Source organism: Isoptericola aurantiacus (genome assembly GCF_044769875.1).
Taxonomy (GTDB): domain Bacteria; phylum Actinomycetota; class Actinomycetes; order Actinomycetales; family Cellulomonadaceae; genus Isoptericola; species Isoptericola aurantiacus.
Window position 1 is genome coordinate 503,516 of record NZ_JBJBAE010000002.1, and the last position, 22,032, is coordinate 525,547.

Below are 22,032 nucleotides of genomic sequence, written 5' to 3' on the forward strand. Positions count from 1 at the left end.
CCGGCAACCCCTGGAGGGATGCCGGGCACCGTCGCGTGCGGGAGGTGTGCGGCGTCAGTGGCCGGTGCTCGCGCGTCGCGGCTCGACGCCGTCCTTGGGCTGGCCGTACCCCATGTTCCGCATGACCAGACCGACGACGAGCGCTGCGGCGGCGACGACGAGCCCGGCCCAGAAGACCGCGAACGGGACGCCGGGCATGCAGCCGATCGCCGAGACGAGAGCCCCGACCATCACGCCGATCATCGCGGTCCAGGCCGCGACGGTGTGGCCGTGGTTGGTGGGCGGGACCGCCAGGGGGAGGTAGGAGTCCTCGGCGGTGCGGTTGTCGGTCATGGGCAGGGCATACCTTTCGTCACGTGATGCTGGGCTCAGACTACCGGTCGGAGGACGGGTCCGTACCCCGCGAGAGGGCGTCCCAGTCGGCCTGCGCGTCGGGTCCGGCGTCGGCGGCGCCGTCCGTCGCGTCCTCGCGCGGCCGGTCACCGGCGCGATCCACGACGGTCCTGGTGTCCGGGCGCTCGTGCCGGCCGCCCGTCGCCGCCCACGACCCGGCCCCGAGCAGGGCGAGCACGGCCACACCGACGACGACGACGCCCGCGGCGAGCGTCGCGGCCGGGAGGACCGTGACCTCGACCGGGGAGCTCAGGGTGGTCACCCCGGCCGCCTCCGCGGCACCCGCCACCGCGGGCCCCTGCGCGTCGCCCAGCACGCCGGCCGCCGCGACCGCGACGACGGCGCCCCCGATGCCGGCCACCACCAGGGCGACCGTGCGCGCCACCCGCCCACCGAGCGTCGTCGCCAGGGCCCCCGCGACGATCACGAACGCCGCCGCGCTGACGGCCGGGGCCGCCGCGTTCCCCGTCACCTCGACGGCGACCTCGGGCTCGAGCGCGGTGGCCACCGTCGTGCGCAACCAGGTGGGCGCGGCGAGCGCCAGCACGGCCGCACCGAGCGCGAGCAGCGTGACGACCGCCCGGGGCCGGGAGCGGATGACGGGGCTCATGCCCGCCCCAGGTCCGTGAACCGGGCGGCCAGCTGGACCGCGCGGACGGCCGCGGCCGCCTTGTTGCGCGACTCCTCGTACTCCAGGGCGGGCACCGAGTCGGCGACGATCCCGCCACCGGCCTGCACGGAGGCGCGCCCCTCGCGCAGGAACGCCGTCCGGATGGCGATGGCCATGTCCATGTCCCCGCCGAAGTCGAAGTAGCCGCACGTCCCGCCGTAGATGCCGCGCGACGCCGGCTCGAGCTCGTCGATGAGGGCGATGGCGCGGGGCTTGGGAGCCCCGGACAGGGTGCCCGCGGGGAACGTCGCCCGCAGCGTGTCCAGGGCGCTCGCCCCGGGCCGCAGCCGGCCCACGACGGTGGAGCACAGGTGCATGATGTGGCTGAACCGCCGGGTGGACATGAACTCCACCACCTCGACCGACGTCGGTTCGCAGACCTTCACCAGGTCGTTGCGCGACAGGTCCACGAGCATGAGGTGCTCGGCGCGCTCCTTCGGGTCGGCGATGAGCTCCTCGGCGAGGGCCACGTCCTCCTCGACCGTCGCGCCCCGTGGCCGGGACCCCGCGATGGGATAGGTCGTCACATGGCCGGAGGCGACCTTGACCAGGGTCTCCGGGCTGGACCCGACGACGGCGAAGTCCCGGTCGGCGTGGTCGCGCAGCTGGAAGTAGTACATGTACGGGCTCGGGTTGATGGTCCGCAGCGCCCGGTAGACGTCCAGCGGCTCGGCGGGGCAGTCCAGGTCGAGCCGCTGGGAGAGGACGACCTGGAAGACCTCGCCGTCGCGGATCGCCTCCTGCCCGGCCCGCACGGCGTCCTCGAACTCGTCGCGGGTGGACCGGAACTCCAGCTCCGGTGCCTCGGCGCCCGGGGCGACGACGGTGCGGACCGGCGCAGCAGGGGCGGCCAGCCGGGCGGCCAGCGCGTCCAGGCGGGTCACCGCGTCGGCGTGCGCCTCGTCGACGCGCTCGTCGGTGCCGTCGCCGTTGATCGCGTTGGCGATGAGCCACACGGACCCCGAGTGATGGTCGATCGCCACCAGGTCGGTCGCCAGGGACATCGCCACCTCGGGCGCGTCGAGCTCGTCCGGCGCCGTCGACGGCAGGGAGGGCTCCCAGTGCCGCACGATGTCCCAGCCCATCGCGCCCACGAACCCGCCGGTCAGCGGAGGCAGGCCCTCGACGGGTTCGGTACGCAGCGCCTCCAGCGCGGCGCCGAGCACCTCGAGGACGTCACCCTCCCGCGGGATGCCCGCCGGGACGTCGCCGGACCACACGGCGCGGCCGCCGTCGGACAGCAACGTGGCCCGTGCCTCGACGCCGACGAACGACCAGCGCGCCCAGGCGCCTCCGGCCTCGGCGGACTCCAGCACGAACGTCCCGGGCCGCCCCTGGGCGAGGGTCCGGTAGAGGCCGACCGGCGTCACGTCGTCGGCCAGCACGCGGCGCACCACGGGGATGACGCGTCGGTCGCGGGCGAGGTCGCGGAACGTGTCCAGGCCCGGCCACGTGGCTCCCCAGGTGAGCTCCTCGGCCGTCGGTGCGGCGGAGCGTGCCTGAGCGGACGTGGGGGTCGTGGTCACCGGTTCTCCTTGACGTCGTGGTCCGGGTTCTCGTGCCGGCCCGTGCCGACGACCGCGTGGAGGTCGCCGCCGGCCTCGAAGCAGGTGCGGGTGCCCGTGTGGCAGGCCGCACCCACCTGGTCGACCCGCACGAGCAGCGCGTCGCCGTCGCAGTCGAGCGCGACGGAGCGCACGTGCTGCACGTGCCCCGAGGTGTCTCCCTTGCGCCAGTACTCCGAGCGCGAACGGCTCCAGAACGTCACGCGACCCTCGGTCAGGGTGCGACGCAGGGCCTCGTCGTCCATCCAGCCGAGCATCAGCACCTCGGCCGTGTCGTGCTGCTGGACGATCGCCGCGACGAGTCCGTGCTCGTCACGCTTGAGCCGGTCGGCGACGGTGGGGTCGAGAGCTGCGGGGGTGTGCACGCCTGCATCTTTTCACGTCACCGCGCGGCCACGGTCCCCGTCCGGCACCTCAGCGGGTCTGGGCGACCCAGCTCGCGTGCATCTGCGCGTACACGCCCCCGGCGGCGACCAGCTCGGCGTGCGGGCCGACCTCCACCACGTGGCCGTCGTCCACCACGACCACCAGGTCGCTCGCCTCGGCCGTCGAGAGCCGGTGCGCGATCGTGAGGGTGGAGCGGCCCGAGGTCAGGGCGTCCAGCGCACGGGCGATGCGCACCTCCGCGGCGGGGTCGACGGCGGAGGTCGCCTCGTCGAGGACCAGCAGGTCCGGTGCCGCCAGGTACGCCCGGGCGACGGCCACCAGCTGACGCTCCCCGGCGGACAGCGCCTCGCCCCGCTGCCCGACGTCGGTGTCCAGACCCGCCGGCAGACCGGCGACCCACTCCGTCAGGCCGAGCGCCTCGAAGGCGCCAGCCACGCGGGCGCGGACCTCCGCGGGCACGGCGCCGTCGCCCCCCACGCCGTCCGCGGATCCGTCGTTCTCGAGCCCGCCGCCTCCGGACCGCAGCCCGTAGGCCGCGTTGGACAGCACGGTGCCGTCGAAGAGGAAGCCCTCCTGGGGCACGAGGACCACCCGCTCGCGCAGCCGCGCCAGCGGGATGCGGCGCAGGTCCACGCCGTCGAGCGTCACGCTGCCGTCGGTGGGGTCCATGAGCCGGGCGACGAGCTTGGCGATCGTCGTCTTGCCCGACCCGGTGCGCCCCACCACGGCCACCTTGCGCCGTGCGGGCAGCTCGAGGTCGACGTCGTGCAGGACCTCCGGCCCACCCGGGTAGGCGTACCGCACGCCGTGCAGGGCCACCCGGGCCGGGCCGGGCGGGCTCGGCGCCGCGGCTCCTGCGGCCACCGCGTCCCCCGGGGCACTGGGATCCGTCACGTCGAGCGGCGTGTCGACGACGGCGATCACCCGCCGCCACCCCGCGACGGCGTTCTGCAGCTCGTTGAGGATCTCGGTGGCCATCTGGACCGGGCCGGTGAACAACTGGACGAGGAAGAGGAAGGCGACGAGCTCCCCCGCGGTCAGGCCGCCGCCGATACCCAGGTAGGTGCCGACGACGACCACCACGGCCAGCACGAGGTTGGCCAGCAGGGTCCCGGTCGAGAACACGCTCGCCACGAGCAGCTGTGCGCGTCCCTGGGTGCGCCGCGTGTCCTCGATGGCGGCGTCCACGCGCCGCCCGGTGCGGTCCTGCACGCCGTAGGCACGAACGGTCTCCGCGCCGACGACCGCCTCGGAGACCGCGCCCAGCATCGCGCCGACCTTCTCGCGCACGGCGGCGAAGGCCCGGCCCACCGAACGCTGGGCGTAGCGCAGCACGAGGAACAGCGGGACGAAGCACAGCCAGACGACGACGGTCAGCAGCGGCGAGTAGACCGCCATGAGCACCGTGGCGACCGCGATCTGCAGCGAGCTGACGAGCAGCATGATGCCGCCCCACTGCACGAAGTGCGAGATGGTGTCGACGTCGCTGGTGACCCGCGAGACGAGCGACCCGCGCCGTTCGGACCCCTGGGACAGCGTCGACAGGTCGTGCACGTGCCGGAACGCACGCACGCGCAGGCTCGCCAGCCCCGCCTCGGTGGTACGGAAGAGCCGGATGTTGACCACCGCCGTGCACAGCCCGGCCACCACGACCGCACCGGCGGCCAGGGTCACCAGCAGCGCGACGCGACCGGCGTCGGGACCGCCGTCGGCCAGGATGCCGTCGTCGACCGTGCGCTGGACCGCGAGCGGCACCACCACGCGTCCGGCCGCCGCCAGGACCGCCAGCGCGAGCGTGATCCACCACCCCTGGACGATCTGCGGCGAGATCTGCACCCCGCGGCGCAGGGTGGCGAGCACCCCGAGGTCGCTGGTGGCCGCGATGCGGGAGTCGCTCATCGGGTCGCCTCCTGCGGCTCGTCGTCCCAGGGTTCGGCCACGGTGGTGCCCACCGCGCGCTCGTCGGCCAGCTCACGCCCGCGGCGCGCCGTCTCCGCCTCGTAGGCGGTGGCCAGCTCGTGGTACCCGGCGTCACGAGCCAGCAGCTCGTCGTGCGTGCCGACGTCGACGACCCGGCCGCCGTCGAGGTGGACCACGACGTCGGCGGTCGTCACCGACGACATCCGGTAGGCGACCATCACGACCGTCGTGGCACCCTGCCCGTCCGCCGCGGACCGCGCCAGGCCGGCGAGGATCTCCTGCTCGACGCGGGGGTCGACGGCGCTCGTGGCGTCGTCGAGGACGAGCAGCCGGGGGCGCCGCACCAGGGCGCGGGCGATGGCGAGCCGCTGGCGCTGGCCGCCCGAGAGGTTCGCGCCCCGCTCCCCCAGCCGGGCGTCGATCCCGTCGGGCAGCGCGCGCACGACGTCGTCGACGTGCGCCCGGGCGAGCGCCTCCCAGACCGCGTCGTCCACGGCGGGCGAGATCTCGTCGGCGAGGGTCACGTTGGCGCGCACCGTGTCCTCGAAGACGAACGTCTGCTGCGCCACCAGGGCCACCTGGGCCGGGACGGCGCCCTCGGCGAGCGAGCGCACGTCGAGGCCGTCGAGCTGCACGGTGCCGCGCGTGGGGTCACCGAGACGGCTGAGCAGGGAGACCAGCGTCGTCTTGCCGGCACCGGTCGGCCCGACGACCGCCACCGTGCTGCCGGGCGCGACGTCGAGCGACACGTCGTCGAGCAGGGTGGCCGTGCGGCCCGCGGCGGACACGTCGAGGCCGACGTGCTCGAGCCGCACCGCGATGCCGCTCCCGCCGTCGGGCAACGTGCCGGTGCCGGACCCCAGGCTCCCGCGCGCGTCGAGCACGCGGGTGATCCGCTCGTAGCCGACCAGGGCGCGCGGCAGCTCGCCGAGGACCCAGCCGAAGGCCCGCACCGGCACGGCCATGACCGTCAGGAGGTAGGCGGCGGTGACGACGTCGCCGACGTCGACGGCGCCCGTGGCGGCGCGCCACGCCCCGACGCCCAGGACGAGGAGCGTGCCGAGGTTCGGCAGCAGCTCGATGACGGGGTCGAAGACCGCGCGCACCGTCCCGACCCGGACGTTCGCGGCACGCAGCGCGTCGGTGCGCTCGGCGAACCGGGCCTCCTCGCGGTCGGCGGTGCCGAGCGACTTCACCAGCAGCGCCGCCTCGAAGGACTCGTGCGCGACGTCGGCGACCTCGGCGCGCAGCTGCTGGGCGCGCGTGGCGGCCGGTGCCATGTGGCGCTGGAACACGAGGTTGGCCACGACGGCGGCGGGGATCACCACGAGCGCCGCGGCGGCCAGCCACGGGTCGGTCGCCAGGAGCATCGCGGCGGCGACCGCGATCATCACGACCACACCGAGCGCGAACGGCAGGGGGTTGAACACACCCGTGGCCGCCTCGACGTCCGCACTGGCGTTGGACAGCAGCTGCCCGGCCGGGTGCGCGCGGTGCCAGGACAGCGGCAGCCTCAGGTACTGCCGGGTGACGCCGCGGCGGTGCCGCGCCTGGATGCCCACGTTGCCCCAGCCGGCCCAGATGCGCCGACCGGCGACCGACAGGGCGAGCGTGAGCGCGACCAGCGCCAGCACGCCGCCGGCGACCCAGATCTGCCCGCGGGCGACCGCGTCCCCCGCGACGGCCGGCACGACGACGGCGTCGGTCGCCCAGCCGACCGCCCGGCTCACGGCGACCGTCGCGGCGCCGAACACCGCGGAGGCCACCACGGCCAGGACGTACAGACGCGGTTCGGAGCGCATGCCCCGCCACAGGAGCACGACGCTGCGGCGCAACCGCGACCCGGTCAGGGTGACCGGGCGGTCGTCGTCGGGCACAGGAGGACCTCATGTTCTCGGGGGGATCGAATCGATCCTAACGTGCCCGCGACCGGCTCCCGGCCTCGTCCCCGGGGGGAGACCGGACGACGCTCGGGTGCGCTCAGCGCACCTCGACCCCGGCCTCCCGCAGGGCCGACTTGACCTCGCCGATGCTCAACGCGCCGAAGTGGAAGACGCTCGCGGCCAGCACGGCGTCGGCGCCCGCCCGGGCCGCCTCGACGAAGTGCTCGACGCTGCCCGCCCCGCCGGAGGCCACCAGCGGCACGTCCACCCGCGCCCGCACGGCGGCCAGCATCTCCAGGTCGAACCCGCCGGTGGTGCCGTCGGCGTCCATGGAGTTCAGCAGGATCTCCCCCGCGCCCAGCCCGGCGGCCCGCTCGGCCCACTCGACGGCGTCGATCCCGGTGCCCCGGCGCCCGCCGTGCGTCGTCACCTCGAACCCCGAGGGCGTCGTCACGTCACCGGTGACGCGGCGGGCGTCGACGGAGAGCGTGAGCACCTGGTTGCCGAACCGCTCCGCGATCTCGGCGACGAGCTCCGGGCGCGCGATCGCCGCGGTGTTCACCCCGACCTTGTCGGCTCCGGCCCGCAGCAGCCGGTCGACGTCCTGCGTGGTCCGCACCCCGCCGCCCACGGTCAGGGGCACGAACACCTGCTCGGCCGTCCGGCGCACGACGTCGACCATCGTCTCCCGGCCGCCCGAGGACGCCGAGACGTCGAGGAAGGTCACCTCGTCCGCACCCTCGCCGTCGTAGCGGTCGGCGAGCTCGACCGGGTCGCCGGCGTCGCGCAGGTCGGTGAAGTTGACGCCCTTGACCACCCGGCCGGCGTCGACGTCCAGACAGGGGATGACCCGGACGGCCACGGTCATGGAAGATTCACCCTTCGTCGGCGGAGTCGCCAGGAGCGGGGACCTCGTCGGTCTCCTGCGTCCGTGCCGCCAGGATGTCGACGACGTAGACGAGGGTCTCGTCCGCCAGCTCGCTGCTGGTGCCACCGTAGCCCAGGTGGGGCGGGACCACGAGCATCACCTGCGAGCCCACGGACTGCTCCAGCAGACCCTGGTCCCAGCCCTCGACGAGCCGGCCGATCCCGATCATGGTCGACTGCGGTGCCACGCCCGGCTGCCAGCTCGAGTCGACCACCGCCCCGTCGCTCCACCGCACCGCCACGTACCGGGCCGTGACCACCTGGCCGACGTCGACCTGCGGTCCCGTGCCCCGCACCAGGGGCTGGACCACGAGCTGGTCCGGGGGGTCCGAGTCGGGCACCCGGACCGTCGGGGTGCCGTCGGGGTCGCGCAGGACCTGGGGCAGGCCCTCGGCGGGTTCGACGACGTCGCCGTCGGCCCGCGTGGGCAGCACGTCGACGACCAGCACCACCGGCACGCCGTCGTCCTCCTCGACCACCAGCACGCGCGCACCGACCCGCTGACCACGCAGCGACTCGTAGAGGTTCTCACCGAGGGACTCGGCGTCGAAGGTGTACCAGGCCGGGGCGTCCAGGTAGGTGGAGGTGATGACCGTGCCGTCGCGCCCGTCCTCGGCGTACATGTGCAGCATCACCGGTCCGCCCCGCTCCAGCCGGTCCCCCGTGCCCGCCGTGATCGTGCGGGACCCGGCACGCACCACGTCGTACGGCTGGGGGTACTCCAGCTCCGGCGGTTCCCCCGCAGGTCCGGAGACCTGCACCGGGACCTGCGTCGGCACCGACGTCGGCGCGATCTCGTCCAGCAGGTCCGTCGAGCACCCCGACAGCGTCAGCACCACCGCGGCCACGGCGGCCACGAGGGCGGCGAGCGGGCGGGGTCGAGCGGGAAGCACCGGGACAGTCTGCCACGGCCGCACGGCCTGCCGGCCGTGCGGCGGAAGCCTCACATGGACTCGATGAGCCGCTCCACCCGCTCGTCGACGTTGCGGAACGGGTCCTTGCACAGCACCGTGCGCTGGGCCTGGTCGTTGAGCTTCAGGTGGACCCAGTCGACCGTGTAGTCGCGGCGGGCGTCCTGGGCGGCCCGCACGAAGTCGCCGCGGAGCTTGGCCCGCGTCGTCTGCGGGGGGATGGCCGTGGACTCGAAGACCTCGAGGTCGGTCACGACCCGCTCCACCATCCCGCGCGCCGCCAGCAGGTTGTACAACCCCTCCGTGCGCGAGATGTCGTGGTAGGCCAGGTCGAGCCGGGCGACGCGCGGGTCGTCCAGCGACAGGTCGTGCTTGGCCCGGTACCGGTCGATCAGCCGCAGCTTGATCACCCAGTCCAGCTCGCGCTCGACCAGCGTCAGGTCCCCCGACTCCAGCGCCCGGAGCCCGCGCTCCCACAGGTCCAGCGTCGCCTTGACCTGCGGCGTCGGGTCCAGGTGGGCGTCGACGTGCTCGCGCACCCGCTGGAAGTACTCGCCCTGGACGTCCACCGCGGTCGCGGTGCGCCCGTTCGCGAGCTGGACGGGCGCCAGACCCGTCGAGTCGTGGCTGATCTCCCGGATCGCCCGGATGGGGTTCTCCAGGGTCAGGTCCCGCACGGGTACACCCGCCTCCACGAGCCGCAGCACCAGGTCCGTGGCGCCGACCTTGAGCATCGTGGTGGCCTCGGACATCGAGGAGTCGCCCACGATGACGTGCAGGCGGCGGTAGTGCTCGGCGTCGGCGTGCGGCTCGTCGCGGGTGTTGATGATCGGGCGCGACCGGGTCGTCGCGCTGGAGACGGCCTCCCAGATGTGGTCGGCCCGCTGGGACAGGCAGTAGGTCGCGCCCCGCGGCGTGGCGAGGACCTTCCCGGCCCCGGTCAGGACCTGCCGGGTGATGAGGAACGGCACCAGCACGTCGCTCAGGCGCGAGAAGTCGCCCTGCCGACGCACCAGGTAGTTCTCGTGGCACCCGTAGGAGTTGCCGGCCGAGTCCGTGTTGTTCTTGAACAGGTGGACCTTGCCCGGCAGCCCCTCGTGCTCGAGCCGCTGCTGGGCGTCGGCCACGAGCCCCTCGAGGATCCGCTCTCCCCCGCGGTCGTACGCCACCAGCTGGCGTACGTCGTCGCACTCCGCGGTCGCGTACTCCGGGTGCGACCCGACGTCCAGGTAGAGCCGCGACCCGTTGCGCAGGAACACGTTGGACGACCGGCCCCAGGCCACCACCTTGCGGAAGAGGTATCGCGCCACCTCGTCCGCGCTCAGCCCGCGCCCGTCGTCGGACGCGCAGGTCACGCCGTACTCGGTCTCGAGGCCGAAGATCCGCCGGTCCATCGCGTGCTCCCTAGTCCTCGCCGTGCGCCAGCAGACCTGCCAGCGCCTCACCCTGCAACCGACGGAACGCCCGGCGGGGTCGTGATCGTTCCAGCACCGCGACCTCCAGGCCGGACGCCGGGATCTCCCGTTCCGCACCCGGTGCCGCCACGCTGCCGTCGGGACCGACGGCGCCGAGGGTCCTGACGGCGAGCTGCAGCACCGCCGGCAGGTCCATCCCCTCGTCCCAGGCCTCACGGACCCGGGTGGTCAGCTGGTCCGCCTGGCCGCCCATGACCACGAAGCCGTGCTCGTCGGCCACCGAACCGTCGTACGACAGCCGGTAGAGCTGGTCTGACTGCGGCGTCTCGCCGACCTCGGCCACCACCAGCTCCACCTCCAGCGGCTTGGACTCGGTGGTGAAGACCGTGCCGAGCGTCTGGGCGTAGGCGTTCGCCAGCCCGCGGGCGGTGACGTCGGTGCGGTCGTAGGAGTAGCCGCGCAGGTCCGCGTACCGCACGCCCGCGACCCGCAGGTTCTCGAACTCGTTGTACTTGCCGACGGCGGCGAACGCGATGCGGTCGTAGATCTCGGAGATCTTGTGCAGCGCACGCGACGGGTTCTCCGTGGCGAACGCGATGCCGCCCGCGTAGGCGAGCACGACGACGGACCGACCGCGGCCGATCCCCTTGCGCGCGAAGTCCGCGCGATCCTTCATCAGCTGCTCGGGCGAGACGTAGAACGGCATGCTCATGCGCGACCACCCCCCGCGTCGCCGACGGTGCGCGCCGCCACGATGCGCTCGACGACGGCGGCGAGCGCATCGTCGTCGACCCTGCGGTAGCCGTCCGCGGTGACCGTGGCGACCACCGGCCAGATCCTGCGGACCGTGTCGGGACCGCCGGTGGCGCTGTCGTCGTCGGCCGCGTCGTAGAGCGCCTCCACGGCCACGTCGACCGCGCCCGAGGCCTCCAGGCCAGGACGCCACAGCTTCTTCAGCGCGCCGCGGGCGAACACCGAGCCTGAACCGACCGAGTGGTGGTCGTGCTCCTCGTAGCGCCCACCGGTGACGTCGTAGCTGAAGATGCGGCCCGTCGACCGGTCCAGGTCGTACCCGCCGAAGAGGGGCACGACCGCCAGGCCCTGGAGAGCCATCGGCAGGTTGCCGCGGATCATGGTCGCCAGGCGATTCGCCTTGCCGTCCAGCGACAGCAGCGAGCCCTCGATCTTCTCGTAGTGCTCGAGCTCGAGTTGGAACAGCCGGACCAGCTCGACAGCGATCCCGGCAGAGCCCGCGATCCCCACGGCGGAGAACTCGTCCGCCGCGAACACCTTCTCGATCTCACGGCTGGCGATCATGTGCCCCATCGTGGCGCGGCGGTCGCCCGCCATCACGACGCCGCGGCCGCCGTCGGAGGTGCCGAACGTCAGGGCGACGATGGTCGTGGCGTGCGGGGCGAGGTCCGCCGTCGCCGTCGCGCCCGGGGTCGAACGGTTGCCGGGCAGGAGCTCCGGGGCGTGCGCCCCGAGGAAGTCCACGAACGAGCTCGACCCCGGACGCAGGAAGGCGTCCGGCAGCCGTCCCGAGGTATCAGCAGCAGTCATCGGCGCTCACTGCCCGCCCTTCTGCACGAAGCCGCGCACGAACGACTCGGCGTTCGACTCGAGGACCTCGTCGATCTCCTCCAGCAAGGAGTCCACCTCCGCGTCCCGCTCGGAGGCCTGCGGCGCGGCGGGGGCCGGGGCGTCCGCGTCGTCGTCGGGCGTGCGGTCGTCGCGCTGCGGGTTGATCCGTTCCTGACCAGCCATGGTCCGCCTCCTTCGTCGTTCCCGGTGAGGGTGGTGTCAGCCTATGCCGTCGGCGACGCCTCGTGCCCCGCGACTCACGTCTCTCCGCGCAACCCGTTCAGCAGCGCGGCCGCGTCCGGGCTCGCGTCGAGCAGCGCACCGATGTGCGCCTCGGTCCCCCGGGTCGGGTCGAGCATCGGCACCCGCTGCAGCGAGGCGGCACCGGGGACGTCGAAGATCACCGAGTCCCAGCTCGCCGCCGAGACCTGGTCCGCGTACCGCTCCATGACCTCGCCGCGGAACCAGGCCCGGGTGTCGGTGGGCGGGTGATGGACCGCCCGCTCGACCTCGGCGTCCGTGGTCAGCCGTTCGACCGCGCCGGAGGCGACCAGGCGGTGGTACACGCCGCGCTCGGGTCGCACGTCCGACCACTGCAGGTCCAGCGCCCCGAGGCGCGGGTGGTCCCAGGCGAGGCCGTCGCGGGTGCGCATCCGGTCCAGCAGCCGCAGCTTGGCCACCCACTCGACCTCCCGGGCGCACGACCCCGGGTCGGTGGCCAGCCGGGAGAGCACCGACCGCCAGCGGTCCAGCACGTCGTCCGACTCGGTGTCCGACCCGAGCGCGGCCAGGGACCGGGCCACGACGTCGGCGTAGCGCTCCTGGATCTGCAGCGCCGTCGCCGTGGTCCCGTCGGCCAGCTCCAGCGCCGTCGTCAGGGCGAGGTCGCGCGAGACGCGCCGCACGTCCCCCACCGGGTCGGCGAGCCGCAGGGCGGCCAGCTCGGCACGCGCGGGGACCCCGGCCTCGGCCAGCTCGTCCAGGTGCTCGGCCACCCACAGGACCGACGAGGTGGTACCGAGCTTGAGGTAGGTGGCCACCTCGAGATGGTTGGCGTCGCCGATGATCAGGTGCAGCCGGCGCCACCGCGCCCGGTCCGCGTGGGGCTCGTCGCGGGTGTTGACGATGGGCCGGCGCAGCGTGGTCTCCAGACCCACCTCGGCCTCGACGTAATCGGCCCGCTGGGAGAGCTGGAACCCGGCCTCGTCGCCGGTGGCACCGAGACCGACCCGGCCCGACCCGGTGAAGACCTGCCGCGTCACCAGGAACGGCGTCAGCAGCTCCACCAGGGTGCCGAAGTCGAGCCGGCGGTCCACCAGGTAGTTCTCGTGCGTGCCGTAGCTCGCGCCCTTGCCGTCGACGTTGTTCTTGTAGAGCACCACCTCCGATCCCGGTACCTGGGCCAGCCGCCGGGTGGCCGCCAGCATGACCCGCTCACCGGCCACGTCCCACACCACGCCGTCCCGCGGGCCCGTGACCTCGGGCGAGGAGTACTCGGGGTGCGCGTGGTCGACGTAGAGCCGGGCGCCGTTGGTCAGGATGCAGTTCGCGGCGCTCGGGTCGTCGTACTCCTCGACCTCGGGCCGGTCCAGGGCCTCGGGCTCCGACACCGTCCCGTGCCCGGCGCGGACCACGACCCGCGCCGCGGCCGGACCGTCCGGCGTCGGCCCCGACGGCGCCGGGGCGTCGGGACGGTCGGTGAGCAGCGACGGGTGCGCCGAGGCCCGTTCCAGGCGGAACCCCCGGGCGTCGGCCAGCGGGTCCTCGTCGTCGTAGTCCCAGCGCGCCGGCGCCCGGCCCGGCCGCCCACCCTGCACCGAGGCCCGGTAGGTGGTCACCACCTGGGAGCTCATCAGCATCGGGTTCGCCGTCGGGCGCCCCGGGGACAGCACCCCGTACTCCGTCTCGATCCCCATCACGCGTCGCACCGTCACATCGACCACCCTATGCGTCGGTGGACCTGCCCCGTCGCGGCAGCGGACCGGGTGGGGACGCGGCAGAGAACGCTCCACCGTCGCGTCCGACGACCTAGGATCGTCCCGTGTCCGAGTGGTTCGAGTCCGCGCTGCGCGACGGAGAGTGCGCGGCGGCAGCGCGCGCGGTCGACTGGTCGCGAACCCCCCTCGGCGACCCGTCCACGTGGCCCGCACCGCTGCGCCGCGCTGTCGAGCTCTGCTTCAGCACCCGGTTCGCCGTGCTGGTGACGTGGGGTCCCGAGCTGACGATGATCTACAACGACGGCTATCGCGAGATGCTGGGCACCGACCTCCATCCCCGGGCGATGGGCACGCCGGCGTCCGAGCTCTGGGGCCATATCTGGGACGACATCGGCCCGCTCTTCGCCGAGGTGATGACGACAGGCAGACCCACGTGGGACGTCGACATGCTGCTCTGGATGCAGCGCTCCGGGTTCGTCGAGGAGACCCGCTTCACGTTCTCCTACAGCCCGCTGCGCGACGACGACGGCGTGGTCCGCGGCGTCATGGACATCGCCACCGAGACGACCGACCAGGTGGTGGACCGACGCCGCCTCACCACGCTCGGCCGGCTCTCCGCCGCCCTGCAGGCCCACCGGGGCCTGACCAGCGACGTCGCCCGGATCGCCACCGACGCGCTGCGCGACAGCGAGGACGTCACCGGCGCGCAGCTCTACGTCGACGACACCCTGATCGCCTCCACCGGGGACGACCTCGCCGAGCCCTCCGGCACCACCCTCGCGGCGGGTCGCGGCGGGACGCCCTCGTGGCAGGACGGCGTGCTGGTCTCCCCCGTGGGCGACGGTCCGGACCCGGCCGTGCTCGTGCTGCACGGAAACCCGCGCCGACCGGACGACGAGTCCCAGCGCACGTTCCTCGGCCTGATCGCACGGACGATCGGGACGGCGCTCACGGAGGCCGCGGAGTCCCGGCGACGCATCGCGAGCGTCCGCACGGTCAGCGACGCCCTCCAGCTCGCCATGACCCCCGACACCCCCGCCTCACCGCGCTGGCAGACCCGCTACCGGCCCGCGGACGACAGCCTCACGGTCGGCGGCGACTGGTTCGACGTCGTCGAGCTCCCCGGGGGCAGGTCCGGGCTCGTGGTCGGAGACTGCGTCGGGCACGGGGTCGGCGCGGCGGCCAGCATGGGACGCCTCAGCAGCGCCGGCCGCGCGCTGATGCTGGCCGGGGCGGGACCGGCGCAGACCTTGGAGATGCTCGACACCTTCGCCCGGACCGTGCCCGGGTCGGAGTTCACGACCGTCTTCTGCGGGGTCGTCGACCCCCGGACCATGACGCTCACGTATTCCAGCGCCGGGCACCCGCCCGGCCTGCTGGTGCACGACGACGGCGCCACCACGTGGCTCGGTGAGGCCCGCAGCATGCCGCTGACGCTCCCGGCCGGACGCCGACCCGAGCACAAGGCCACCCTGACGAGCGGCGACACCGTGCTGCTGTACACCGACGGCCTGGTCGAACGGCGCGGTGAACACCTCCAGGACGGACTGGGCCGGCTCGTCACCGTCGCCCGCGAGGCGTGCTGCGCGACGGCGCTCGCCGGCGTGCCCGACCGGTTGCTCGCCGGGATGCTGCCCGACGGCGCCCGGGACGACGTCGCGCTCGTGGTGTACCGCGCCGGCTGAGCCGTCCGCGGACCGCGTCCGGCGACCTACAGGTACTGGCCGGTCGAGCTGACCGTGTCGATCGTCCGCGGCGTGCCGTTCTCGCCCTTCTTCGTCACGATCGTGCGGATGAACACGATGCGCTCACCCTTCTTGCCGCTGATGCGCGCCCAGTCGTCGGGGTTGGTGGTGTTCGGCAGGTCCTCGTTCTCCTGGAACTCGTCGACGCAGGCGGTCAGCAGGTGCTCGACCCGGATACCGCGGTTGCCGGTCGCCAGCAGGTCCTTGATCGCCGACTTCTTCGCCCGGTCCACGACGTTCTCGATCATCGCGCCGGAGTTGAAGTCCTTGAAGTACAGCGTCTCCTTGTCGCCGCTGGCATAGGTGACCTCGAGGAACTGGTTGTCCTCGTCCTCGGCGTACATCCGCTCCACCACCGACTGGATCATCGCGTCCACGGCCTCGTCCCGGTCGCCGCCGTGCTCGGCCAGGTCGTCGGCGTTGATGGGCAGGTCCGTGGTGAGGTACTTGGCGAAGACCTCCTTGGCCCCCTCGGCGTCCGGACGCTCGATCTTGATCTTCACGTCCAGCCGGCCGGGACGCAGGATCGCCGGGTCGATCATGTCCTCACGGTTGGACGCACCGATGACGATGACGTTGTCCAGACGCTCCACGCCGTCGATCTCCGCGAGGAGCTGCGGGACGATCGTGGTCTCCACGTCGGACGACAGCCCCGTGCCGCGGGTACGGAAGAGGGACTCCATCTCGTCGAAGAACACCACCACGGGCATGCCCTGCGAGGCCTTCTCCCGCGCCCGGGCGAAGATCAGGCGGATGTGTCGCTCGGTCTCCCCGACGTACTTGTTGAGCAGCTCGGGGCCCTTGACGTTGAGGAAGAAGCTCTTCGCGTTCGGGTCCCCGCCGCGGTTGTCCGCCACCATCTTGGCCAGGGATGCCGCGACCGCCTTCGCGATGAGCGTCTTCCCGCATCCCGGAGGGCCGTACAGCAGCACGCCCTTGGGCGGGCGCAGCCCGTGCTCCCGGAACAGGTCCGGGTGGGAGAAGGGCAGCTCGACGGCGTCGCGGATCGCCTCGATCTGCGGTCCCAGACCGCCGATGTCCTCGTACGCGATGTCCGGGACCTCCTCCAGGACGAGCTCCTCGACCTCCGACTTCGGCACGACCTCGAAGACGAAGCCGCTGCGCACGTCCACCGTCAGGGCGTCCCCGACGCGCAGGGTGTCGGCGACCACGGAGCCGGCGAGCCGGACCACGCGCTCCTCGTCGGCACGGCCGACCACGAGGACGCGCTCGGTGTCGAGCACCTCCTTGACGGTGACGAGCTCGCCGGTGCGCTCGAACCCACCCACGCCCACGACCGTCATCGCCTCGTTGAGCTTGACCTCCTGGCCCGGCGCCAGCTCGTCCAGGTCCAGGCCCGGGCTGGCCTGCAGGTGCATCTTGCGACCGGACGAGACCACGTCCACCGACCCGTCCTCGTGCGCGCCCAAGAACGTGGCGTACGTCCCGGGAGGCTTGGCGAGGTCGTCGATCTGCTTCTTCAGCTCGAGGATCTGATCGCGCGCCGCGCGCAACGCCTCGGCGAGGCGCTCGTTCTTCGCGGCGAGCAGGGCGACCTGCGCGTCGCGGCCCGAGGGCGCGCCCGCGGTCGAACCTTCCGGGCGGACAGGGTGGTCGGTCATCGCGTCCCCTCTCGTACGGCCCGGGAGTCCCTCCGGCGAGAAGGGTCCCGAGACACAGCACCATACGGGTCAGCGCCGACATCGCGCGGTCCATTCCACGCCGGGTCGCCCGAGTTCACACGATCCGAACCGGACCGTGACCGGACCGAGACCTCGCCGCGTCCTACGGACCCGTTCGGGTCACGCCGGTCAGTCGGTCGGAGGCCGGCCGACCTCGCGCCGCACCTTGCGCAGCTTCTTGTCCGAGACCGGCCGTTCGCCCAGGTCCTCCTCGGTCCAGGTCTCGTCCGTGGCCTCGGCGCGCGCACCCTTGGCCGGACGTCGTTTCCGCTCCGGCGGGGTCACACCGTCCGCCAGGCGGCGGGAGCTGATCAGGAACCCGGTGTGCCCGATCATGCGGTGCTGGGGCCGCACGGCCAGACCTTCCAGGTGCCAACCGCGCACCATCGACTCCCAGGCCGTGGGCTCGGCGAACCGGCCGTCGGCACGCAGGTCCTCGGCGGTGCGGGAGAGCTGCGTGGCCGTGGCGACGTAGCAGACCAGCACGCCGCCGGGGGCGAGCGCACGCGCGACGGCGTCGACGTTCTCCCACGGGGCGAGCATGTCGAGCACGACGCGGTCGACGGTGCCGGGCTCCACGACGTCGTCGACGCGGTCGGCGAGGTCACCGACGTGCAGCTGCCAGGCCGGGTGCGGACCGTCGAAGAACGTCTCGACGTTGCCGCGCGCGATGGCGGCGAAGTCCTCGCGCCGCTCGATCGAGTGCAGCTCACCGGTATCGCCCACGGCGCGCAGCAGGGACATCGTCAGCGCGCCCGAGCCCACCCCCGCCTCGACGACGCGTGCCCCGGGGAAGATGTCGGCCATCTGGACGATCTGGCCGGCGTCCTTGGGGTAGACCACCGCGGCGCCACGCGGCATGGACAGCACGAAGTCGCTCAGCAGGGGGCGCAGCACCAGGTACTCGATCCCCGCGGTGTTCGTGACCACCCACCCCTCGGGCTTCCCGATGAGGTCGGCGTGGCGGAAGTAGCCCTTGTGCGTGTGGAACGTCGCGTCCTCGGCGAGCGTGATGGTGTGCATCCGACCCTTGGGGTCGGTGAGCTGCACCCTGTCGCCCACGCGCAGGGGGCCTCGTCGGGCATCGGCACCGGTGGCGGCAGAAGAAGTCACGACCGACGAGTCTACCGGCGACCCTGCGGGCGCACCGCGGCGGCCACCCGGGCGACGTCGAGGACCCCCGTGACCCGTCCGCCGTCGAGCACCGGCACCACCCGTGCGCCGCCCGAGGACTGCGCCAGGTGCTCGAGCAGCGCGGGTCCCGACGCGTCGGCCGAGACCTGCGACCCGGCCGGGAAGGGCACGAGCACGGCCTCCACCGGCGTGCTGCCCGCCTGGTCGGCCGGGACGGACGCGGCAGCGCGGGAGTCCACCCACCCCCGCGGGGCGCCGTCCGCGTCCACGACGACGACGGCGACCTCGCGCCGCCCGTTCGCGGCGCGTCCGGCGTCCGTCAGCGACGTGCCCGTGGGGACGACGACGGCGGCGATCGCCAGGGACCGCACGTCGATGCGCGCCACCGTCTCGCGGCGTCGTCCGGCCCTCATCGCCTCGGTGGCTCCCGACCACAGGAAGGCCCCGATGAGGGCCGCCCACATCACCGTGACGAGGTCCGGTCGGCCGCCCTGGGCCAACGGCCACAGCAGCGCCCCGGCCACGACGCCGACACCGACGACCCGGCCGACCCACCCGGCGGCCACCGTGCCCCTCGCCCGGGATCCGGTCGCGGCCCAGACGGCAGACTCCAGTACCTGACCGCCGTCGAGCGGAAGACCGGGCAGCAGGTTGAACGCCCCGACGAACGCGTTCGAGAAGGCACCGGCGTACAGCAGCAGGGCCGGGATCGAGGCGACCGGCTGCGCCTGGAACGCGACCCAGAAGACCGCCGCGAGCGCCAGGTTGGTCAGTGGGCCCACGACGGCCACCAACGCGCTGTCCAGCGGCCGGCGCACCTCGCCGGAATAGGCGGTGTGCCCGCCCATGAGCGTCAGGGCGAGCTCGTCCACCCGGTGGCCGCGCGAACGCGCCACCAGTGCGTGCGAGACCTCGTGGCAGAAGACCGAGCCGAAGAGCAGCAGCACGAACGCGAAGGACACGATCAGGACGCCCAGGATGTCCATACCGGGCGCGTACGAGCGGACCGTCGGGGCGAACAGCACGGTCAGCACGACGGCGGCCAGGAACCACGAGGGCGTCACCAGCACGGGGGCGCCGGCGACGCGGCCGATCGTCCAGCCGGAGGAGCGTTGGGTCACCGGCCCAGGCTATCCGGGACCGGCTGGCTCGCGGCCGCGCAGGAGCACCTCGGCGCCGACACCGAGGAACCATCGCCCTGATCGAGCCCCGCGGCAGGCGTCGCGCCGCCGGGCTCCACGACGATGTGGGCGGCCCGCCGTAGGGTGGCCGCCATGACGACGACGGCGGACCTCACCACGGGCTCCCCGGACCCGGCGACCGAGCGGGTCCGGTCGCGACCGGCCCTGTCGCCGTCGCGTGCCAACGACTTCCTGCAGTGCCCGCTGCTGTTCCGCTACCGCACGGTGGACCGGTTGCCCGAGCCGCCGTCGTCGGCCGCGGCGCGCGGCACGCTCGTGCACGCCGTGCTGGACCGGCTCTACGACGCCCCGCTCGGCGAGCGCACCCGCGAGGCGGCACTGGCCCTGCTGCCCGGCGAGTGGGACCGGCTGGTGGACGCCGAGCCGCGCTACGCCCGGCTGTTCACCGAGGGCGGCGACGCCGCGGAGCAGCCGGTGGACCGGTGGCTGGACGGGGCCGGAAAGCTGCTCGGCACCTACTTCACGCTGGAGGACCCGAACCGCCTGCAGCCCGAGGCCCGCGAGCTGCGCCTGGAGAGCCAGCTCGACGACGGCCCGTTGCTGCGGGGGATCGTCGACCGGCTCGACGTCGCCCCCGACGGCGCGATCCGCGTCGTGGACTACAAGACGGGCAGGTCGCCCCGTCCCGGGTTCGAGGCGTCCGCGCTGTTCCAGATGCGCTTCTACGGGCTCGTGGTCTGGCGCGAACGCGGCGTGCTGCCCAAGATGCTCCAGCTGGTCTACCTGGGTGACGGTCAGGTGCTGCGCGCCGAGCCGCGCGAGCGCGAGCTGGAGGTCACCGAGTCCAAGGTGCGCGGCATCTGGGACGCCGTCGAGACCTCCGCGCGGCGTGGTGAGTTCGTCCCGAAGCGCTCGAAGCTCTGCGGATGGTGCGCGCACCAGGCCGTGTGCCCCGAGTTCGGTGGCACTCCCCCGCCGATCCCCGAGGGCGCGCTGCGTGGCCGCCTGGGGCTGGACATCCAGGCATGACGCGCCGCCCGGTGCGGACGGCGCGGCGGCCTACCGTGACGCGGGCAGGAGGTCCAGCACGTCGCCCGCGACCATCCGGCGCAGGACGCCCAGGTCGACGTCGGCCAGGCTCGCCGCCCGGCTGAGGCCGTCGCGAGCCTCCACGGGCAGCACGGCCTCCACGCCGAGGGTGCGTGCGCCGGACGCCAGCGCCGAGGTGATCCCGGCCGGTGAGTCCTCGATCGCGACGCAGTCGGCCGTCGCCACCCCGAGTCGCTCGGCCGCGATCAGGTACGGCTGCGGGTCGGGCTTGCCCCGCTCGACCTGGTCGCCCGTCACGAGCGTGGCGAACGCGCCGGGGACGTGGGCGGTGACGGCCTCGGCCAGGGTCGCGTAGCTCATGGTCACCAGGGCACACGGGACGCCGGCGTCCCCCAGGGCGGCCAGGAGCGTGCGGGCGCCCGGACGCCAGGGCACCGACGTGGCCACCTGGTCGTGCACCCTGGCGAGCAGGTGGTCCACGATCGCGGGCACCGGCAGGTCCACGCCCGCGTCGTGCAGCATGCCTGCCGAGACCGTCAGCGGGTTGCCGACCAGCTCGAGGGCCTGCTCGTGCGACCAGCTCCGGCCGTGGGCGGCCATCAGTTCCTGCTCGGCACGGATCCAGTACGGCTCGGTGTCGACGAGGGTGCCGTCCATGTCCCACAGGACGGCGGCGGGCAGCGGCGGGAGCGGGGAGGTCGGTGGCACCCGATCATCGTAGGTACCCGCGCGGTCTGCCGCGGACGTCACCTCGGCGCTGTATAGGCTGACCAGATGAGCACCGAGCAGCCGGTCGGCCGTCACGCCGCACGTCAGACCGTCATGATCGCTGCGTTCGAGGGCTGGAACGACGCGGGCAGCGCCGCGACGGACGCCCTGGAGCACCTGTCCGAGGTGTGGGAAGCCTCACTGCTGCGCGAGCTGGACCCCGAGGACTACCACGACTTCCAGGTGAACCGTCCGATGATCGGACCCGGTCCCGACGGCCGTCGCATCATCGCCTGGCCGACCACGACGATCTCGATCGCCGACCTGCCGGACCGCCGCGTGCTGCTGGTGCACGGCATCGAGCCGTCCTTCCGGTGGAAGGCGTACTGCCGCGAGCTGCTCGACCTGGCCGAGGAGGAGGACGTCCGCACGGTGGTCACGCTCGGGGCGCTGCTGGCCGACGTGCCGCACACCCGCCCCATCCCCATGTCCGCGACCACCGAGAGCGACGGGCTCCAGGCCGTGTTGGACGTCGAGTCCAGCACCTACGAGGGCCCGACCGGCATCGTCGGCGTGCTGCAACACGAGGCGGCGGCCCGCGACTTCCAGTCCGTGTCGCTGTGGGCCGCCGTGCCGCACTACGTGGCCAACCCGCCCTCGCCGAAGGCGACGCTGGCCATCCTGACCCGGATCGAGGAGCTGGTGGCCGCCGCGGTGCCCCTGGGCGAGCTGCCCGAGGACGCCGAGGCGTGGCAGCACGGCGTCGACGAGCTGGCCGGCGAGGACTCCGAGATCGCGGAGTACGTGGCCCAGCTCGAGGAGGCCAAGGACACCGCGGACCTGCCGGAAGCCTCCGGGGACGCCATCGCCCGGGAGTTCGAGCGCTACCTGCGCCGTCGGGACCACGGTCCCGGCAGGGGCGCGCCGGGCAGCCCCGACAAGGGTTGACCGGGGCGGCACGACGCCGTCGCCCCGACCC

20 protein-coding genes are annotated in these 22,032 nt (G+C 73.5%); 3 read left to right on the forward strand and 17 right to left on the reverse strand.

Annotated elements, in window-relative coordinates; all coding sequences use genetic code 11:
- Nucleotides 1–54: 54 nt before the first annotated feature.
- The 13 genes from ACIQLL_RS09315 to dop all read right to left on the reverse strand — a co-directional run bounded on the left by ACIQLL_RS09315 (nucleotide 55) and on the right by dop (nucleotide 13,571).
- Entirely contained in the window at nucleotides 55–333 is a 279-nt protein-coding gene (locus tag ACIQLL_RS09315; RefSeq protein WP_402465883.1) for an HGxxPAAW family protein, read from the reverse strand.
- A 40-nt stretch (nucleotides 334–373) separates the two neighbouring features.
- On the reverse strand, nucleotides 374–1,003 hold the full coding sequence (locus ACIQLL_RS09320; protein WP_402465885.1) for a Trp biosynthesis-associated membrane protein: 630 nt from the start codon (nucleotides 1,001–1,003) through the stop codon (nucleotides 374–376).
- Nucleotides 1,000–2,589: an anthranilate synthase component I gene (locus tag ACIQLL_RS09325; protein ID WP_402465888.1), complete on the reverse strand. Its 1,590-nt coding sequence runs from the start codon at nucleotides 2,587–2,589 to the stop codon at nucleotides 1,000–1,002. Before ACIQLL_RS09325 ends, ACIQLL_RS09320 begins: the two co-directional genes overlap by 4 nt.
- The gene (gene hisI / locus ACIQLL_RS09330) at nucleotides 2,586–2,993 is read right to left on the reverse strand and encodes a phosphoribosyl-AMP cyclohydrolase (protein WP_402465891.1); all 408 of its coding nucleotides are present in this window, start codon (nucleotides 2,991–2,993) and stop codon (nucleotides 2,586–2,588) included. The genes ACIQLL_RS09325 and hisI overlap by 4 nt, the downstream gene beginning before the upstream one ends.
- A gap of 49 nt (nucleotides 2,994–3,042) precedes the next feature.
- Nucleotides 3,043–4,914, reverse strand: coding sequence for an ABC transporter ATP-binding protein (locus ACIQLL_RS09335; protein ID WP_402465894.1), 1,872 nt, complete (start codon nucleotides 4,912–4,914; stop codon nucleotides 3,043–3,045).
- Entirely contained in the window at nucleotides 4,911–6,812 is a 1,902-nt protein-coding gene (locus ACIQLL_RS09340) for an ABC transporter ATP-binding protein (protein WP_402465897.1), read from the reverse strand. Before ACIQLL_RS09340 ends, ACIQLL_RS09335 begins: the two co-directional genes overlap by 4 nt.
- A gap of 103 nt (nucleotides 6,813–6,915) precedes the next feature.
- Entirely contained in the window at nucleotides 6,916–7,686 is a 771-nt protein-coding gene (hisF, locus tag ACIQLL_RS09345; RefSeq protein WP_402465899.1) for an imidazole glycerol phosphate synthase subunit HisF, read from the reverse strand.
- 7 nt (nucleotides 7,687–7,693) lie between these two features.
- Nucleotides 7,694–8,638, reverse strand: coding sequence for an FKBP-type peptidyl-prolyl cis-trans isomerase (locus ACIQLL_RS09350; RefSeq protein ID WP_402465901.1), 945 nt, complete (start codon nucleotides 8,636–8,638; stop codon nucleotides 7,694–7,696).
- 50 nt (nucleotides 8,639–8,688) lie between these two features.
- Nucleotides 8,689–10,050, reverse strand: coding sequence for a Pup--protein ligase (gene pafA, locus ACIQLL_RS09355; RefSeq protein ID WP_402465903.1), 1,362 nt, complete (start codon nucleotides 10,048–10,050; stop codon nucleotides 8,689–8,691).
- Between the two features lie 10 nt (nucleotides 10,051–10,060).
- Nucleotides 10,061–10,783 carry a proteasome subunit alpha gene (gene prcA, locus ACIQLL_RS09360; protein ID WP_402465905.1) on the reverse strand — a complete coding sequence of 241 codons (723 nt, stop codon included), beginning with the start codon at nucleotides 10,781–10,783 and terminating at the stop codon, nucleotides 10,061–10,063.
- Nucleotides 10,780–11,634 (reverse strand): proteasome subunit beta, encoded by an 855-nt coding sequence (gene prcB, locus ACIQLL_RS09365; RefSeq protein WP_402465908.1) that lies wholly within the window; start codon nucleotides 11,632–11,634, stop codon nucleotides 10,780–10,782. Before prcB ends, prcA begins: the two co-directional genes overlap by 4 nt.
- Nucleotides 11,635–11,640: 6 nt before the next feature.
- Nucleotides 11,641–11,838 carry a ubiquitin-like protein Pup gene (locus ACIQLL_RS09370; RefSeq protein ID WP_402465911.1) on the reverse strand — a complete coding sequence of 66 codons (198 nt, stop codon included), beginning with the start codon at nucleotides 11,836–11,838 and terminating at the stop codon, nucleotides 11,641–11,643.
- A 74-nt stretch (nucleotides 11,839–11,912) separates the two neighbouring features.
- Nucleotides 11,913–13,571: a depupylase/deamidase Dop gene (dop, locus tag ACIQLL_RS09375; RefSeq protein ID WP_402466293.1), complete on the reverse strand. Its 1,659-nt coding sequence runs from the start codon at nucleotides 13,569–13,571 to the stop codon at nucleotides 11,913–11,915.
- Between the two features lie 125 nt (nucleotides 13,572–13,696).
- On the opposite strand from dop, the gene ACIQLL_RS09380 reads away from it, so the two are divergent.
- The gene (locus ACIQLL_RS09380) at nucleotides 13,697–15,277 is read left to right on the forward strand and encodes a PP2C family protein-serine/threonine phosphatase (RefSeq protein ID WP_402465913.1); all 1,581 of its coding nucleotides are present in this window, start codon (nucleotides 13,697–13,699) and stop codon (nucleotides 15,275–15,277) included.
- Nucleotides 15,278–15,303: 26 nt separating this feature from the next.
- Here the strand turns inward: ACIQLL_RS09380 and arc are convergent, their stop codons facing one another.
- The 3 genes from arc to ACIQLL_RS09395 form a co-directional block, all read right to left on the reverse strand.
- Nucleotides 15,304–16,959, reverse strand: a complete 1,656-nt coding sequence (gene arc, locus ACIQLL_RS09385; RefSeq protein WP_402465916.1) for a proteasome ATPase — start codon at nucleotides 16,957–16,959, stop codon at nucleotides 15,304–15,306.
- A gap of 189 nt (nucleotides 16,960–17,148) precedes the next feature.
- Nucleotides 17,149–18,132, reverse strand: coding sequence for a tRNA (adenine-N1)-methyltransferase (locus ACIQLL_RS09390; protein ID WP_402465919.1), 984 nt, complete (start codon nucleotides 18,130–18,132; stop codon nucleotides 17,149–17,151).
- A gap of 11 nt (nucleotides 18,133–18,143) precedes the next feature.
- A complete protein-coding gene (locus ACIQLL_RS09395) occupies nucleotides 18,144–19,274 on the reverse strand; it encodes a site-2 protease family protein (protein WP_402465921.1) in 1,131 nt (376 codons plus the stop codon).
- 153 nt (nucleotides 19,275–19,427) lie between these two features.
- On the opposite strand from ACIQLL_RS09395, the gene ACIQLL_RS09400 reads away from it, so the two are divergent.
- Nucleotides 19,428–20,324 (forward strand): RecB family exonuclease, encoded by an 897-nt coding sequence (locus ACIQLL_RS09400; RefSeq protein ID WP_402465924.1) that lies wholly within the window; start codon nucleotides 19,428–19,430, stop codon nucleotides 20,322–20,324.
- 30 nt (nucleotides 20,325–20,354) lie between these two features.
- Here the strand turns inward: ACIQLL_RS09400 and ACIQLL_RS09405 are convergent, their stop codons facing one another.
- Complete coding sequence (locus tag ACIQLL_RS09405; protein WP_402465926.1) at nucleotides 20,355–21,053, reverse strand: HAD family hydrolase; 699 nt, start codon at nucleotides 21,051–21,053, stop codon at nucleotides 20,355–20,357.
- A gap of 66 nt (nucleotides 21,054–21,119) precedes the next feature.
- Between ACIQLL_RS09405 and ACIQLL_RS09410 the strand changes: the two genes are divergently transcribed.
- The gene (locus tag ACIQLL_RS09410; protein WP_402465929.1) at nucleotides 21,120–22,001 is read left to right on the forward strand and encodes a PAC2 family protein; all 882 of its coding nucleotides are present in this window, start codon (nucleotides 21,120–21,122) and stop codon (nucleotides 21,999–22,001) included.
- The last annotated feature ends 31 nt before the right edge of the window (nucleotides 22,002–22,032 follow it).

Bases quoted from the DNA above. Each gene is read 5' to 3' on its own strand.
- ACIQLL_RS09315 (WP_402465883.1), bottom strand. From the start codon at position 333: ATGACCGACAACCGCACCGCCGAGGACTCCTACCTCCCCCTGGCGGTC.
- ACIQLL_RS09320 (WP_402465885.1), bottom strand. From the start codon at position 1,003: ATGAGCCCCGTCATCCGCTCCCGGCCCCGGGCGGTCGTCACGCTGCTC.
- ACIQLL_RS09335 (WP_402465894.1), bottom strand. From the start codon at position 4,914: ATGAGCGACTCCCGCATCGCGGCCACCAGCGACCTCGGGGTGCTCGCC.
- hisF (WP_402465899.1), bottom strand. From the start codon at position 7,686: ATGACCGTGGCCGTCCGGGTCATCCCCTGTCTGGACGTCGACGCCGGC.
- pafA (WP_402465903.1), bottom strand. From the start codon at position 10,050: ATGGACCGGCGGATCTTCGGCCTCGAGACCGAGTACGGCGTGACCTGC.
- prcA (WP_402465905.1), bottom strand. From the start codon at position 10,783: ATGAGCATGCCGTTCTACGTCTCGCCCGAGCAGCTGATGAAGGATCGC.
- prcB (WP_402465908.1), bottom strand. From the start codon at position 11,634: ATGACTGCTGCTGATACCTCGGGACGGCTGCCGGACGCCTTCCTGCGT.
- ACIQLL_RS09370 (WP_402465911.1), bottom strand. From the start codon at position 11,838: ATGGCTGGTCAGGAACGGATCAACCCGCAGCGCGACGACCGCACGCCC.
- dop (WP_402466293.1), bottom strand. From the start codon at position 13,571: ATGGGGATCGAGACGGAGTACGGGGTGCTGTCCCCGGGGCGCCCGACG.
- arc (WP_402465916.1), bottom strand. From the start codon at position 16,959: ATGACCGACCACCCTGTCCGCCCGGAAGGTTCGACCGCGGGCGCGCCC.
- ACIQLL_RS09400 (WP_402465924.1), top strand. From the start codon at position 19,428: ATGACGACGACGGCGGACCTCACCACGGGCTCCCCGGACCCGGCGACC.
- ACIQLL_RS09410 (WP_402465929.1), top strand. From the start codon at position 21,120: ATGAGCACCGAGCAGCCGGTCGGCCGTCACGCCGCACGTCAGACCGTC.